Origin of the sequence: Enterobacter kobei, assembly GCF_001729765.1 — a bacterium.
Classification (GTDB): domain Bacteria; phylum Pseudomonadota; class Gammaproteobacteria; order Enterobacterales; family Enterobacteriaceae; genus Enterobacter; species Enterobacter kobei.
On sequence record NZ_CP017181.1, the window covers coordinates 2,737,745 to 2,751,961 of the forward strand.

14 protein-coding genes are annotated in these 14,217 nt (G+C 54.3%); all 14 read right to left on the bottom strand.

Annotation, left to right across the window (positions count from 1 at the left end; all coding sequences use genetic code 11):
- Positions 1-13: 13 nt before the first annotated feature.
- Positions 14-811 carry a PP2C family protein-serine/threonine phosphatase gene (locus tag BFV64_RS13225; RefSeq protein ID WP_014884226.1) on the bottom strand — a complete coding sequence of 266 codons (798 nt, stop codon included), beginning with the start codon at positions 809-811 and terminating at the stop codon, positions 14-16.
- Positions 808-2,562, bottom strand: coding sequence for a type VI secretion system-associated FHA domain protein TagH (tagH, locus tag BFV64_RS13230; protein WP_023337405.1), 1,755 nt, complete (start codon positions 2,560-2,562; stop codon positions 808-810). The genes BFV64_RS13225 and tagH overlap by 4 nt, the downstream gene beginning before the upstream one ends.
- Positions 2,563-2,649: 87 nt before the next feature.
- Complete coding sequence (locus tag BFV64_RS13235) at positions 2,650-3,066, bottom strand: hypothetical protein (protein ID WP_032636243.1); 417 nt, start codon at positions 3,064-3,066, stop codon at positions 2,650-2,652.
- Entirely contained in the window at positions 3,060-4,049 is a 990-nt protein-coding gene (locus BFV64_RS13240; protein WP_069602175.1) for a hypothetical protein, read from the bottom strand. The genes BFV64_RS13235 and BFV64_RS13240 overlap by 7 nt, the downstream gene beginning before the upstream one ends.
- 113 nt (positions 4,050-4,162) lie before the next feature.
- Positions 4,163-4,681 carry a hypothetical protein gene (locus BFV64_RS25415; protein ID WP_127341522.1) on the bottom strand — a complete coding sequence of 173 codons (519 nt, stop codon included), beginning with the start codon at positions 4,679-4,681 and terminating at the stop codon, positions 4,163-4,165.
- Positions 4,632-5,114, bottom strand: a complete 483-nt coding sequence (locus tag BFV64_RS13245; protein ID WP_014884229.1) for an Hcp family type VI secretion system effector — start codon at positions 5,112-5,114, stop codon at positions 4,632-4,634. The genes BFV64_RS25415 and BFV64_RS13245 overlap by 50 nt, the downstream gene beginning before the upstream one ends.
- Positions 5,115-5,293: 179 nt before the next feature.
- Complete coding sequence (locus tag BFV64_RS13250; RefSeq protein WP_080335823.1) at positions 5,294-5,743, bottom strand: T6SS amidase immunity protein Tai4 family protein; 450 nt, start codon at positions 5,741-5,743, stop codon at positions 5,294-5,296.
- The gene (locus tag BFV64_RS13255) at positions 5,728-6,222 is read right to left on the bottom strand and encodes a T6SS effector amidase Tae4 family protein (RefSeq protein ID WP_045134166.1); all 495 of its coding nucleotides are present in this window, start codon (positions 6,220-6,222) and stop codon (positions 5,728-5,730) included. Before BFV64_RS13255 ends, BFV64_RS13250 begins: the two co-directional genes overlap by 16 nt.
- A gap of 3 nt (positions 6,223-6,225) precedes the next feature.
- Positions 6,226-6,651, bottom strand: coding sequence for a Rap1a/Tai family immunity protein (locus BFV64_RS13260; protein ID WP_045134167.1), 426 nt, complete (start codon positions 6,649-6,651; stop codon positions 6,226-6,228).
- Between the two features lie 80 nt (positions 6,652-6,731).
- Positions 6,732-8,231 (bottom strand): type VI secretion system contractile sheath large subunit, encoded by a 1,500-nt coding sequence (gene tssC / locus BFV64_RS13265; protein WP_014884232.1) that lies wholly within the window; start codon positions 8,229-8,231, stop codon positions 6,732-6,734.
- A 3-nt stretch (positions 8,232-8,234) separates the two neighbouring features.
- Entirely contained in the window at positions 8,235-8,759 is a 525-nt protein-coding gene (tssB, locus tag BFV64_RS13270; protein WP_014884233.1) for a type VI secretion system contractile sheath small subunit, read from the bottom strand.
- Positions 8,760-8,834: 75 nt separating this feature from the next.
- Positions 8,835-9,851: a type VI secretion system protein TssA gene (gene tssA / locus BFV64_RS13275; RefSeq protein ID WP_023330612.1), complete on the bottom strand. Its 1,017-nt coding sequence runs from the start codon at positions 9,849-9,851 to the stop codon at positions 8,835-8,837.
- A gap of 11 nt (positions 9,852-9,862) precedes the next feature.
- On the bottom strand, positions 9,863-10,579 hold the full coding sequence (gene tagF, locus BFV64_RS13280) for a type VI secretion system-associated protein TagF (RefSeq protein WP_014884235.1): 717 nt from the start codon (positions 10,577-10,579) through the stop codon (positions 9,863-9,865).
- Positions 10,580-10,595: 16 nt separating this feature from the next.
- Positions 10,596-14,216: a type VI secretion system membrane subunit TssM gene (gene tssM, locus BFV64_RS13285; protein WP_023330613.1), complete on the bottom strand. Its 3,621-nt coding sequence runs from the start codon at positions 14,214-14,216 to the stop codon at positions 10,596-10,598.
- Position 14,217 lies beyond the last annotated feature (1 nt).

A 14,217-nucleotide genomic window follows, 5' to 3' on the forward strand; every position in this document is an offset into this window, starting at 1 on the left:
GTTCCTTGTGTGTCTAATCAGTTCCGCAGGGAAGAAATTGTGCTGCATCAGAGAGGGTATGCAGCAAAGTGGTGTCCTGAGGGTTGCCCATCCATACCGCCAGGGCGGTGTAGTTATCCTGCGCATTCCCCTCCTGCTCGCCATTCTTTTGAATGATTTGGTTCATTAAGGTCAGCCATTCCTGGGGCGTATTGACCATATGCAGCGATTGCTTCATTTGCTCTTCGCTGACGCCGTGCCAGAACCCGTCGGTGCAGAGCAGGAATGCATCGCCGTCTTCGACCTGCACGACATCGCTGTAGCTCGCTTCCGGCCCACCGTTTTCAATCCCCAGCGCCAGATAGAGCAGATTACTGTTCAGGTTGTCGGTCTGGTGCCCGGCATCTTTCATCTGCTGCACCAGGCTGTGGTCGGTGGTGACATGCCACAGCCATCCCCGGCGAAACAGATACAGACGGCTGTCTCCGGCATGCGCCCAGTAGGCCAGGCCATAATCACGGTCAATAAACAGGCTGACCAGCGTCGTGCCCATCCGGCGATAATCCTGAACGGCCTGCTGTTCGCTGAGAATGGTGCGATTCGCGGTCTGCACATAATCACGGATATGCTGCGCGTTAAGGTGTTTGTCGCCATCGAAGCGGGAAATAATACTGTTGCGGGCCAGTTCAGCGGCCACCTCACCGCCCGGCAGGCCAGCGATGCCGTCACAGACGACAAAGCAGGCTGAACGTTCCCCTATGGTTTCTCCCGTCTGATCCTGGTTGCTGGCGCGCGTCCCCTGGCGGGAGAGAGAAGCCGTTGCGATATTCATTTGTCTTCCGATCCGCTCTGTGAGTCTTTGTACTGATTCACCTCCATGTCATACGCATGAAGGAAGGCTTCGCCGAACAGGGTGTGGAAGTCATCCTCAATCTCGCCCGCCGTCTCGCCATAGCTGCGAACAAAATAGTCCCACAGGGCGGCTTTACGGCTGCCCGGCAGCGCCAGACGCGAGGTCATGCCGTTTTGCTTCGCCTGCTCTTCCAGTTGTTCCGGATTAAAGGATTGCAGCATCGCGGCAATAATGGCGCGGATGCCGGAGATCATGCCCAACTGGTGCGCCTGCAGATCGATCAACGCATCGCGCACGGATTTCGTTGGCGGCATAAAGCCCGGCATCGGGGTGCCAAACATCTGGATCAGAACCGTTTTCCCGGTCGGCAACAGCTTGAACGGGTTGTTGGCATCGTCCAGCACCATGGTCATATCGGCTTTTACGCCGCGTTTAAGAATAGAGCGTGAGGAGAGCAGCGCCACGGTGCCCTGAGAGAACATGCCGAGGATCTGCCCCAGCTGACGCATATTTTCCCGGTCAAACTGCGGGACAGGCTGCATTTCGCTCAGCCCCATCCCTTCCAGCAGTGCCTGCAGCAGTTCCCCCTGCAACACATCGCCCTTCTCTCCAGTGTTCGCGGTAGCAGATGGCGAGGCAGCGTTATTAACCGGATCGATACGCAGTCGGCCCTTAGGGGTCTGAGCGCTGCTGCGCGCAACGGCCTGCGGCGTAGGCATCGTGAAACCTGCGTAATCTGGTCTCACCGGCTCCTCTTCTGCACGCGGCGTTTCCTGCGGCTCAGGGGCAAAAAGCGGGGAACCGGCAAGGACGTCTTCCTCCTGCTCAGGCTCAGGCGCTGGCTTTTCGTCAGTGATGTCATCCGGATGGGTTAACGGCGCCCCGCCCATCAGCCCGAGCGGGTCATCATTGCGTGCAGCCGGCGCGCTGGCCTTGCCACCAAATAGCGCCAGCGGATCGAGTTCATCTACCGCCTCTTCTTTAGGGGCGGGTTGAGTCTCAACAGGTGGCACCAGCGTGGAAGGCGTCACGTCGTCGAAAATGCTCTCTTTTTTGAACAGCGTTTCTTCGCCGAACAGCGTGTCCGGGTCGACATTCTTACGCTCAAGCGTGGGATCGCTGTCGTTGAACATCGCCAGCGGATCTTCAGCATTACGCTCCGGCGCCGCAGGCTGAGAGAACGGATCCTGCGAAGCCGCTGACTGCGGTTTTGCACGGTTGCTGGAGATGCTGTCGGAGATGGAAAACTCCTGCATCAGGCTATCCCAGATTTCCGACGGCACGGCAGTTGGTTCCGCTTTACCGCGTGGCGCAGGGTTAGCAGGCTTCGGTTGCGATGCTGGCGCTGGCGCGGCTGTCGGATGCGCCTGCTGCTGCATGCTGGCGGCCATGCGGCTCACCGGCTGCGTGTCGTGGATAAGTTCGGCCACTTCGATACGGTAGTCATCAATACCGAGAATGTCGCCATCCTGCAGTTCAACCTGACGCCCCCGCTCCAGCGGAATATCATTTAATACCACGCGGGTGACGCTGCCACGGTTAGTGACGCGACATTCACCATTGGCGTCAACGTGAACAATGGCCTGCAGGCGCGAGATGGTGCGGTCATTGTCCGGCAACACCAGATTGTTATCCGTACCGCGCCCAATGGTGCCGCCCGGGGCATAAAAATCACAGCTGCTCTGCGGCGGCTGATGACCGGGTTTCGTAGAAATAATCGTGAATCGCATGGCGTATTCCTGCTGGTATGATTAGCGCTCAAACGCTGCCGCTCTCGGGGGTGAGAACGGCGGCGTTTGAGAAATTGAATATCAAAACTATTTAATGAAGGTGATAAAATATAATCCAACAATGAGCCATAGAGTGAATATTAATGCCTGTAGCTTATAACGACGATGTAACTTTAGTATCCAGCCAATTCTTTCTTCAGGTAACGACTGCACATATTTATAAGCTTCTTCCTGAACAAGCCTTTCACGCGTAAATTTCATTTTAATGCCTTTATAAAGGCGAACGAACCAGATTATTTTTTGATAATTAGCCAGCGAACCAAAAAAAGAAGCATAGTCGGTTACAAGATCCAGATCATATCCTTTGCGCCGATAGTCTGAAAGTAACTGATTATAATCAGCCTCGTGTTTTTTGAAATAACGAGAACTGAGCAGATCCATAATTATAACAATCAACAATAAAACCACGATAAGAAATAATAGTAAATTCTCTATATTCACCATATTTTATCCATCATATACTCAGTCGCTCCGCCCGCTATCTCACCACCAACGTATCCACCTGCAGCTGCCCCGACAATGGAGCAGGCGAGCAGTCCTACGCCCCCCGTCGCAACACCAAGCGCAACGCATACACCAGCACCTGCCATGGCTCCGTATTTACCACCGTAAATACCCCCTGCCAGGCTTGCACCAAAGCTGCTGTATTTTTTCACAGCAACTTTAGAGCAACTCTGCTCTCGTCCCGCGGTGCAGGCATTGTAAACTTCATTAGTGGTATTTGCACCTGCAAAACCTATTGCAAGCCACCCTCCCGCTTTAAGAAAACGAGCGGCCTTAGAGGCATTATCGATATATTTTGAATAACCACGAATAGAAGCGACTCCGGCTGTACTCCATTCATGTACAATGGATCTGCTTGACAAGCCTAATGCATGCTTCAATTCGTTATAGGGTTTCATCTTTAAGGTCAGACGAGACAATTTGTTTAATAAACCATCCAACTCAGAAAAGAGGCGCTGACGCTCAACAAAAAACTGTTGGCTTATCAATGTCCCTTGTGCTCTGTACTGATTCTGGTAAGCCAACTCAATGGATTTAAGTTTTTTTTCTATTTCACTAAAATATTTTTCGCCTGCATCAGCAACGACACCAAGGGACTTATCCATAAAATTAGTGACTGCAGCTATAGTACTAAAATGTTGGTTAAAGAAATTCGCTTCTCCAGAGTTAAGATCGGCCAGAGCACCATTGACTTTCTTTTTAGCAAGCTGTAATTGCTTAAGTTGCACAGAATTATTACTTCCCGGCACATCTAGAATCAACATCTGCCCAGGCTTTGACCACTGCGCATCACTATTAACCTGCATGAAATAACGTGCAGCATCACTATTTGGATTATTGAATAAAAGCCTTGCCTGGAAATCCAGGGTTCCGGGTTGCTGAACAATACAATATCCCGGATTAACTAATGATTGACTAGCCATATTCATTCCCATTGATTTTCACAAATAAGCACTCGCATTCAAATAAAAATGGAGGTGAACCAGCATCCAAACGTTGATGTTTTCTTAAAAAACGGCAACGTTTAAAAACTCTCCTACTCTGTTTTGGCTAGCGATAACTCACCTTTGGCATTTACACTGAGAATAAAGCGAGCCGCATAGCGAAGTTCCGTATTATGAGTTCTCGCCTTCAATACCACATCATATTCCCCTGACTGCCAGTCCACTTTATCCCAGCGAAGACACTCTTCAGAGTTTAAAATGTGGGTGGAAGGAAATGTTCCTGGAGAGAAAGCAATTTCCCATTTGTTACCTACACGTCGAGATATAGAAGGTTCGTAAACTAACACAGGCTCACTTAGCCTCATGTCATTCGAAATCCCAAAACAGGGTACATTTTTTTCCACCTTAACAGTTAAACTTTGAAACTGAGCAGGATGGGATATGCAGGCGCTACATGATAATACAATGGGTATAACCGTTAACGCTCTTTCCATCGCAAAAACACGCCGAATAGTGAACCAATCATAATGGCCGGGGAAAACTCCCCGGCCACATGCGCAATTACGCTTCTTTGTTCTCTTTGATGTTCCAGCCAGCGCTGCTTTCAGCACCTTTACCACCGGCAGTGGTCTGCTCCCAGTACTGCTGTTTCACTTTCGCAGCCTGGAACGCGTAGGTCACACCAACGGTATCGCCGTTGTCTGCACCGGTGTACTGAACAGAAGTCACGAGCACATCTTCCAGCGTGATGCGGGTATATTCCACCTGCTGACCACCGGCTTTACAGACGGACAGTTCAACTTTGGTCAGGTGTTTACCGCTGGCGCAGTGTTTCAGGATTGCAGTGGTGGATTTGTCGATCAGAGCGTTAACGTGCAGATCGTTAAAGTTTACTTTACCGGCACCGCCGCCACCGCCAACGCTCATATTACCCGGCTGGGAAGCGCCCCAGGAGAAGGAGGTAATATCAGTCCAGCCGGTGTGGTTAGAATCTTTAGATTCGCCCGTAACACCCTCGACCTTCAGAAACATATCAATAGCCATAATATCTACTCTTCGTGGATGAACAATATTGCTTTCGAAAAAGCACTTATATGGCAAACAGGAAAGCATGGGGCTGAATAAAACCGTCCATATTTTACCTCTGCCTCATATCAAATGACCCGTGTCATTTGACAGTCTTACATTCCCCCTGAATAAATGGAAAGAATGTGAAGTCTTTACTACTGCGGGTTATCCTGAAGCCAGGTGCGGTCAGGATTGCCGATAATTAATTGAGGTACAAGTTTATTAAGTTCGTCGCTATGATAAAGACGTAGACAGTTTAACGTTACGCCTTTGACATCGGGTTTTCGCTCCGAGTGAAAGCCGTTAATTTTATTTTTATATTTCCCAATAATGGCATTCACTTTGTCAATACCGTTTTCAGCATCAAACGGCACCCACTCAATAAATGCACTCGCACTGCGGGCCGCATCGATAGAAAACTGGCTGTTCTTATCTGCCACCTGTGCAAGACAGCGCGCCAGGACCAAATCTTTTACCACCTGTCGGTATGTTTGCTGCTGATAAAAATCAACGTATGGGTTATCACTGCGAGCAGGAAAACAGAAGGCAGCGAACAAAAGAAATACTGCTTTTAGATATCTGAAAACGATTATTTTAATTCCCAAAACCAGATTTCCTGACAGTAAGGAAAACAATCTGAGTTACATATAAACGAATTATTGCTCAGAGGCTCAATGAGGTCGATATGGCCACCGCCATAACCATCAATTCTATTGAAAAACACGACACCTTTTCTGCCCAACATTGAGCGGGCACCTGCCTCACGGTCAGTAAAAATTTCAGCCTTCCCAAAAACATGTGATTTATATAGTTGATCAGCAAGTAATTTTGCGCCAGGTTCAATTGTCTTTCCCTTATAGGGTCCCGCCTTTATGGGTAAACGCCCTGTAAATTCAACATTACATTTTAATAAGGCCAGACTCATTCGTACTGCACAGGTATTCTCGTAAGCAGGCTGCTGCTTGATAATCGTCGGATAGTCGTAGCCAATTTCAGAGAAGACCTGTTCACCCGAGGCAAACCCCGCGCGCGTGTGATTAGAAGAGTAATGCTGACGTTTCAGTTGTTCGTATAATGGTCTCATTTATTACTCTCCTTTCGTACAAGGACGTAATTCTTTCATGCCGTCAATGATGATTTTTGAAGCGCGCTCCGCGCCTTGCTGTTTCGATAAGTTTGCAAAACGCGAATAAAGAAATTCATGGAGAGTATTTGGCAAAAAAGGTTTGCCCTTGCACCATGCAGTGCCCTCAGACGCGTCGACTACGCCGAGAAGATACATATTAGCCTTTATGCGTTCACGTTCATTTGTTTTCGATAACCAGGCTTTAGCGAAGCGATCGGCGCTTAAATTTAAATCGTATCCCGTTAACAAGGACGGATCGCGTTGAAAGTTTGAAGTATCATCCTGAGGTAATGCTTCGGCCTGAGGATATTTATAATTTCCTGTTTCCGCGCTTGCCAGAGTAGAAGCTGCCAGCAAACTGGTTACGATTAATAAAGTTTTTATCATCGGATATCCTTATTCATTGACAGCAATTAACTGAAATGAGGCTTTTAGCTAGCCGGCCCCTTCGGGCCGGCTAGTCATCATCACGCGTCTTTCGTCTTCAGCGACGGCAGTTTAGAAACCAGACGCAGGGAAACGGTCAGGCCTTCCAGCTGGTAGTGTGGACGCAGGAAGAACTTCGCGGCGTAGTAACCCGGGTTGTCTTCAATCTCCTGCACCTGCACTTCTGCAGCCGCCAGCGGTTTACGGGACTTGGTTTCCTGAGAGGAGTTCGCCGGGTCACCGTCCACGTAGTTCATTACCCAGTCGTTCAGCCAGCGTTCCATCTCTTCGCGCTCGCGGAAGGAGCCGATTTTGTCGCGCACGATGCACTTCAGATAGTGGGCAAAGCGGCAGCAGGCGAACAGGTACGGCAGACGAGAGGCCAGACGCGCATTCGCGGTGGCATCCGGATCGTGGTACTCGGCCGGTTTTTGCAGAGATTGCGCGCCAATGAAGGCAGCAAAGTCGGAGTTTTTCCGGTGAACCAGCGGCATGAAGCCGTTTTTCGCCAGCTCGGCTTCGCGGCGGTCGCTGATGGCGATCTCGGTCGGGCATTTCATGTCCACGCCGCCGTCATCGCTTGGGAAAGTGTGGCACGGCAGGTTTTCGACTGCCCCACCGGACTCCACGCCGCGAATCGAGGTGCACCAGCCGTACTCTTTGAAGGAGCGGTTGATGTTGGCCGCCATCGCATAGGCGGCGTTCGCCCACGAATAGCTGTTGTGGTTTGCGCCGTCGGTCTGCTCTTCAAAATCAAAGCTGTCGACCGGGTTAGTGCGGATGCCATACGGCAGGCGCGACAGGAAGCGCGGCATCACCAGCCCCAGGTAACGGGCATCTTCAGATTCACGCAGTGAACGCCAGGCCGCGTATTCGGTATTCTGGAAGATTTTGGTCAGGTCGCGCGGGTTAGCCAGCTCCTGCCAGGACTCCATCTGCATCACGCCCGGTGCGGTACCGGTGATGAACGGACAGTGTGCCGCAGAGCCGATGCGCGCCATTTCGCCCAGCAGCTCAACGTCCTGCGGGCTGTGGTCGAAGTAGTAGTCGCCCACGATGCAGCCAAACGGCTCGCCGCCAAACTGACCGTACTCCTGCTCGTAGATTTTCTTGAAGATCGGGCTCTGGTCCCAGCCCACGCCCTTGAAGCGCTTCAGGGTACGGCCCAGCTCCTGCTTGGAGATGCTCATAAAGCGGATCTTCAGCATCTCGTCAGTTTCGGTGTTGTTCACCAGGTAGCTCAGACCGCGCCAGGCGCTCTCCAGCTTCTGAAACTCTTCGTGGTGAATGATCTGGTTCACCTGCTGAGAGAGTTGTTCGTCGATACCGGCAATCAGGTTCTGAATGGTGCGATAGGTATCGTTAGAGAAGGTAACGGTATTCTCCAGCGCCTGCTGTGCCAGGGTCTTGACCGCGCTTTCCACGGCAGAACGCGCCTGATCGGTTTTCGGGCGGAACTCTTTGTTCAGCAGCGCGCTGAATTCATCCTGGCTGAAGGCCTGACCCGCCTGCTGCTCATGTTGTTGAGTCTGGTTGCTCATCGATTATTCCTCGCTACCTTTCGCACTGTCGTCATTTTTCGGCAACTGGCTCAGAGATTTGAGCAGCGTCGGATCCTGCAGAATTTTTGCGATCAGCTCTTCCGCGCCGTTTTTGCCGTCCATGTAGGTCAGCAGGTTGGAGAGCTGAGTACGTGCTTCCAGCAGCTTGTTCAGCGGCTCCACCTTGCGGGCCACCGCGTCCGGCAGGAAGTCGTCCATGCTGTCGAAGGTCAGATCGACGTTGAGCTTACCTTCGCCGGTCAGGGTATTATCCACCTGGAACGCCACGCGCGGCTTCAGCGCCTTCATGCGTTCGTCAAAGTTGTCGATGTCGATTTCAAGGAATTTGCGATCGTCGACCGCCGGCAGGTTTTCCACCGGTTTACCGACCAGATCGGCCATGACGCCCATCACAAACGGCAGCTGAATCTTACGTTCTGCACCGTAGATCTCTACGTCGTACTCGATCTGCACGCGGGGGGCACGGTTACGTGCGATGAATTTCTGCCCACTGTTACTCATTGCCATGATGTTCTCCATCAAAGATGCGCGGTGAAGGTGAAACGGCAGGCTCCATGCCTGTCGTCATAATGCCTGGACGCGTTATTCGCGGCGTCCAAAGATGTTTTCCAGTTGGTTAACGCCGTCTGGCGCCAGGTCGCGAATAATGTCCATAAAGTTAAGTTCTGACAGCCGCTGCACCCGTTCAATCATCAGCGGTGCGGGGTGGCTCGGTTCGTACTGCGCAAAATACTGTTTTGCTTTTTCCAGCATCAGCTGCGCATCGGCACGGCTGGTGACCTGCACGCTGCGCCAGTCGGTAACCGGCTGAACGGGTTGTGTTGCCGCAGGTTGATGATCGGCTTGCGGTTCAGCCTGCGCCTCGCGGCCCGGCAACAGCTTGCTGATGTCGGTCACCTGACAGGCACTGGCGACCAGTCCTGTGGTCTTCAGCAGTTGTTCCATCTCGGGTACACCGCTTTCACCGAGATATCCGGTAAGCAGCGCGCGGATGGCCAGCAACCGCTCGTTAATCACGATTACCGCGGCAGTCCCTGGCTGGTCGCCGCGGGCCAGTTCGTCAATCAATCTTGGACGGCCCCCCGGATAGTCCGGGCATTCAGTTTTACTGCCGTCCAGCAGTGCCTGGGCGTCCCGCAGCGAAATTTCATCGCCGTTTGAACGCAGCAGCGAGGCGTTACGTACCGCAATGGTGAGTTCAGATTTATCGCTCAGCCCCGCCAGGGCATTAATCCGATAGAACGGGTCGGTTTCGCCATACTCCTCCAGAAGCGGATAAAGCGGCTCCCAGTAGCGCGCGAGCGCCTCCTGCACCAGCAGCAGCCCGTCTGCGTAGCCTGCCAGCCCGCGGCGGCGTGTCCACGCATGGGTTAGCGCCAGCATCACGCGCAAATCTTTCGTGCGCGCCAGCAGGCTGGTGGCGTATTTTTCTACCGTGTTCCAGTCAGCAGGCTCTGCCGGGATAATGGTGTCGCCAAACTGCTGTTCCGCTTTCCCCTGGCTTGCCTGGTTCATCACCTGGAAGTCAGCGTCGTATTCCAGATTGTCGCCACAGGGTTTATCCGGGCTTATGGGCGCGAGAAATTCTTCGATATTCATGAGATCCCTGCTTATTCAAACATGGGCGGATAAAGACCGTGACGTCCCGGGCGGGCGCCCCCTGCCGGGTCGAACAGCAGGGTGAAAAGCTGCCCGGTAAAGTTGCCGCTGTGGACATGGGTGTACAGCGGGTAACCGTCGCAGCGGTTGGTCCACCAGTAGCTGGTCTGACGCAGCGGGTCAAAACACTCTGCCGCCTGCGGCCAGCCAAGCGTGCTCTGACCGTCCTCGTCATAGCCAATCACGTCAAGGATGTCGGAACGCTTTTGCGGCTCGACGGGCTGCGGAGCCGGAATGGACATCAGCATTTCATCCAGCTGCGAGGCGGAAAAACTGTTGCGCACCGCGTGCAGTCCCAGACGACCTATCTGCTGATACCAGCTTTCCGCCTGGCTGAGCAGGCTGGTCGACCACTCTGACGGGGCGAAGCTCAGCTGGATGCACACCGGGTATTGTCGGCCAACGCTGTCCCGACCGGGCAGCAGGCAGCCCATCTGGATCATCTGGCTGCCCAGCATTGGGGGGACAACAAAATTCCACACCGGCGCTTTGGTGAACGGGCGTTCTCCGCTACGCTGCTCTTCCTGCTGCCAGGCAAGCAGGCCAACCTGAAACCAGTGCGACCACTGGCGCTGTAAGGTGTCAGGAAAGCGGCGCTGCAGGAAATCTCCGGCGCTGGGTAATTTGCCATACCAGCTGTAGCGGTTCATCGCAGGGGTATTCGTCATACGGCTGTCCTTGCGGTTATGGGCATGAGAAACGGGGTAGCTGGAACGGATTGCGAATGCTGTTTGGCGCAAACTCCAGCGTGACCTGATGTCCGTCGACGTTGAAGGTGGCCTGACGGCTCAGGCTACCTGCGCCCGGGCTGGTGCTCGCTTTGTCGAAAAAGCGGTTGAGTGCCCAGGCGCCGTTGGTCACCAGCGTCGCTGTGCTGCCGTTAGCCAGCCCCAGCTGCATGCGGACCTGGTTGGTGCCACCCGGCCCCGGCCAGTTCATGATTTGAACGGCTTGCGGACCGTGGCTGTAGCGCAGCAGCTGGCCGTCAACGTCCAGCGTCAGGTTCAGGATGGTGTTATCCATTCGCACGGTGCGTACCGTGACCTTGAAAGACGGCGTGGTGGCACCATTCGCAAAGAAAGCGTCGCGAATCGACTGGGCCTGCTGGAACGGTCTCAGCAGCCCTTCACTTCCCGGCAGCGTTTTACCGTCGATGCCCGGCATAAAGCGCCAGTTTGCCTGGGTGGTATCGACTTTATTGGTCAGGTTGTCGCGAAAGAAGGTGTCCATCAGCCCGGTACCAGGCGCAAACATGCGGGCGAGGTCGTCTGGGGTGACTTCCGTGCTGGCGCTACGCACCAGCGGATAACGCCCGGCAATGGCCTGGCGGCAGAACCCGCCCACTTCGACGTTAATCCGCTTACGCACATTCTCCAGATCGCGGCGCTGGGTATCGCTGCTGGCACCCACCGCCATATTGCTGAACATGGTTTGCAGCCCACCCGGCAGACGACCGGCGCTGGCCTGCAGACGGCTGATCGCCTCGCCGCCCGGCGCTGGCATGCCGCTGTTGGCGGCATCCTGTACGGCGGTCAGGTAACGATAAAGCTCATCCACCTGCTTAAGAAAATCATCAAAGACGATGGTCTTGCCCCCCTTCTCCAGCGGCTGAGCCAGCTCAATCATCGGGGCGTAGTGGTCCGTCACCAGCTGTTCCGGGGCCTGGGTAACGGCAGCGGCCTGCGTCGGGGCAGTGTCATTATTGCTGAACAGCGCTTCCAGCGTGCGGGTGGCACGGTTGCTCTGCGCCTGCGCTTTACCGGCGTCTTCCGGGGCTGGCGTATCGCGCGACAGCGTCAGCACCTGGCTCAGGTTCTGCACCAGACGGCGCAGGGGTGAGTTTGCGCCTGAGAGCAGACGCGCTGTGTTGATGCGCTGGGAAAGATCGGCGCTGTTGTTAAGCTGAATGTCGGCGAGAAAGCGATCCCAGGTAGCGATAAAGTCGCGCATGTAGAGCTGACGCACGGCGTTGTCGATCTGCTGTTTATCCTCCTGCGCCGTCGCGGCGCCCAACACCCAGGCGTCGTCTTCATGCAGTGCGGTGGTCACGCTGTCGATCTGGCTGTTAAAGCTTTTCCAGTAACCGTCTGGCGTATAAAGACCCGGCACGCCGTCGCTTACCGACTTGCCGCTTTTGCGTGAAAACACCAGCTCGCTCTGCGGTCCGCCCAGGTCGGAAAGGGAGACCGGCTTAAGGTTTTCATCATGCTCCAGCAGACGCTTAAGACGACCATACACGCGAGTGGATAACGGCTGCTGATTGATCAGCGCGCGTTCACGCGCCACCAAGGACGCGTCCTGCGCGTACGGCGAAGCCTGAATTTTCGGCTCCAGCAACTGCGTCAGGTGCCATTCAAGCTGTTGCAGCTGCGCTTTCGTCACGTTCTGCGGCAGGTTACGCTGCAGATTGAGCATCACCCATGAATGCAGGAATTTGCCGTCGTAGTGCTTCGGCTGGTAAAGCATCTGATAGGCTTTCAGCGCTTCATAGCTGTACTCCACGTCGCTGCCATTATCGTTGCGAAGCCAGGTGGTGATGTGCATGGCGACCGCTGGCAAGAGCAGCTGATCCAGCGCTTTCTGGTACAGAGACTGAGAGGCATCGCTGACGTCATCTCCGCGGTAGAGCCCCATGCGACGGGAAACCGGCGGATCGTTTACATCAAACGCATCGCTTTTTGGCAGATCAACCAGACCATTCATCAGCGGCAGCAGATCGAACAGATCGCGCTGCGGCTGGTTCTGCAAGGCTTTGCTCTGCTGATCCAGCAGCGGCACCTTCGCATCCACCTCTTCCAGATAGGCCTTATTTTTGGCATAGCTGGTCAGCCACAGTCCGCCGAGTATCACCAGCAGGGCCAGCAGCGCCGCATAGCCGGACCAGATCACCGCCCGGTTACGCAGTTCCCACCAGCGGTTTTCTCCGGCAATGCCGGCTTCCTGGAAAATGACGTTTTGCAGCAGGTTTTTAATAAAGAAGCTTTGGCCTTTCGCCCCAGGGATCGGCGCGTCTTTACTTACCGAATCCCAGTTATCACTCTCTCCCCCTTCCGGCAGAGAGAGCGCACGGTTCAGTTCGCCCATTACGCGGTCAAACGGCATCCCTTCCTGGGTGCCGCTGGCAAAGTAGATCCCACGTGGAGAGAACTCGGTTTCAAAGTTGGAGCGGGCGAAGACCGTGCTCAGGTAATCCGCCAGCAGGGGACGCAATGCGGCGAACTCCTGCGGGAAGAGATACGCTTCAGCACGGGTTTTCGCGTCATGCTCTTTCAGCATGGTTTCCGGCAGCCCGGCATCGAGGCGCTGCTGCAAGAGCGAGAACTCTTGCTGGAAGTTGCCCATCAGGTCGTAATCGGCGTGTTTAGTCTGCTCCCACGGCAGCGTAAAGCCCCAAATCTGGTCCCGCTGCGCTTTGTCGTAGTCGGCAAACCACGCACGGAAGCCTTTGAGCAGGTCAGCTTTGGTGACCATCACGTAAACCGGGAAGCGGATACCCAGCTGCTCATGCAGTTCAGAAAGACGCTGGCGCAGATTCACCGCCTGCTGGCGTGACGCCTCCGCAGACTGGGTGAGCAGATCAGAGATGCTGATGGTGACAATGACGCCGTTGATCGGCTGACGACGACGGTACTTACGCAGTAACCCCATGAACTGCAGCCATTCACCGGCGTCCTGCACCTGCTCGCTTTCTTGCGTGGTATAGCGGCCCGCCGTGTCGAGCAGAACAGCCTCGTTGGTGAACCACCAGTCGCAGTTGCGCGTACCGCCGATACCCCGCAGTGCGGTCTTACCGAAACGGTCAGCCAGCGGGAATTGCAGTCCGGAGTTAACCAGCGCCGTGGTTTTACCGGAGCCCGGTGCGCCAATAATGACGTACCACGGCAGTTGATACAGGTATTGCGTGCTGAAGCGTTGCGTCCACTGGGCGCCCTGTCCTGCTTTGCTGAAGTGCGCTTTTTTGAGCATCTGCGCGGCTTCATCGAAACGGCTGGCAAGGATTTGCTCCTCGCTGTTCAGGCGTTTCTGCGGATCCGCCGCTTCCGGGCTGGTGGTGTTCTCGTTGAGCTTGTCCATCAGCTTGCGGTTCAGCCAGGCGTTATAAAGACGCGGCAGAATGTGTCCCTGCGCCCAGAGCAGATAGACCACAGCAATACTGATAATGCGGTTCTGTTCAGATTCCAGGGGTCGGGTATCCACAATGGACAACAGCGGACCAATCATCCAGATCACCGCCGCAAGCGCGGTTACGCCCAGGAAGCTCCACAGAATGCGGTTGGTCAGAATGGAAAGAAGTGTAGTCAGCATC

Excerpts from the sequence above, each read along its gene's own strand:
- BFV64_RS13225 (WP_014884226.1), bottom strand. The coding sequence starts at position 811 with ATGAATATCGCAACGGCTTCTCTCTCCCGCCAGGGGACGCGCGCCAGC.
- tagH (WP_023337405.1), bottom strand. The coding sequence starts at position 2,562 with ATGCGATTCACGATTATTTCTACGAAACCCGGTCATCAGCCGCCGCAG.
- BFV64_RS13235 (WP_032636243.1), bottom strand. The coding sequence starts at position 3,066 with ATGGTGAATATAGAGAATTTACTATTATTTCTTATCGTGGTTTTATTG.
- BFV64_RS13240 (WP_069602175.1), bottom strand. The coding sequence starts at position 4,049 with ATGGCTAGTCAATCATTAGTTAATCCGGGATATTGTATTGTTCAGCAA.
- BFV64_RS13245 (WP_014884229.1), bottom strand. The coding sequence starts at position 5,114 with ATGGCTATTGATATGTTTCTGAAGGTCGAGGGTGTTACGGGCGAATCT.
- BFV64_RS13255 (WP_045134166.1), bottom strand. The coding sequence starts at position 6,222 with ATGAGACCATTATACGAACAACTGAAACGTCAGCATTACTCTTCTAAT.
- BFV64_RS13260 (WP_045134167.1), bottom strand. The coding sequence starts at position 6,651 with ATGATAAAAACTTTATTAATCGTAACCAGTTTGCTGGCAGCTTCTACT.
- tssC (WP_014884232.1), bottom strand. The coding sequence starts at position 8,231 with ATGAGCAACCAGACTCAACAACATGAGCAGCAGGCGGGTCAGGCCTTC.
- tssB (WP_014884233.1), bottom strand. The coding sequence starts at position 8,759 with ATGGCAATGAGTAACAGTGGGCAGAAATTCATCGCACGTAACCGTGCC.
- tssA (WP_023330612.1), bottom strand. The coding sequence starts at position 9,851 with ATGAATATCGAAGAATTTCTCGCGCCCATAAGCCCGGATAAACCCTGT.
- tagF (WP_014884235.1), bottom strand. The coding sequence starts at position 10,579 with ATGACGAATACCCCTGCGATGAACCGCTACAGCTGGTATGGCAAATTA.
- tssM (WP_023330613.1), bottom strand. The coding sequence starts at position 14,216 with ATGCTGACTACACTTCTTTCCATTCTGACCAACCGCATTCTGTGGAGC.